Origin of the sequence: Pseudomonas sp. SIMBA_068, assembly GCF_046534705.1 — a bacterium.
GTDB classification, from domain to species: domain Bacteria; phylum Pseudomonadota; class Gammaproteobacteria; order Pseudomonadales; family Pseudomonadaceae; genus Aquipseudomonas; species Aquipseudomonas putida.
On sequence record NZ_JAWRYI010001806.1, the window covers coordinates 1 to 231 of the forward strand.

Here is a 231-nt window from a genome sequence, read left to right on the forward strand (position 1 = left end):
GAAGTTCAGCGTGTCGGTAGCAACCAGACTATCTCGGTTGATGTCCGGCTGATTGCGGCGACCCATCGCGATCTTGCCGCAGAGGTGAATGCCGGGCGTTTTCGCCAGGATCTCTACTATCGCCTGAATGTGGTGGCGATTGAAGTACCATCGCTGCGGCAACGGCGGGAAGATATCCCTCTGCTGGCTGGCCATTTTCTGCAGCGCTTTGCCGAGCGTAATCGCAAGGCG

The 231-nt window shown here is 58.0% G+C and carries 1 protein-coding gene; it reads left to right on the plus strand.

Annotated elements, in window-relative coordinates:
* Positions 1-231: sigma 54-interacting transcriptional regulator (locus SB756_RS36000; RefSeq protein ID WP_410914031.1), on the plus strand; the 231-nt coding region annotated here is incomplete at both ends.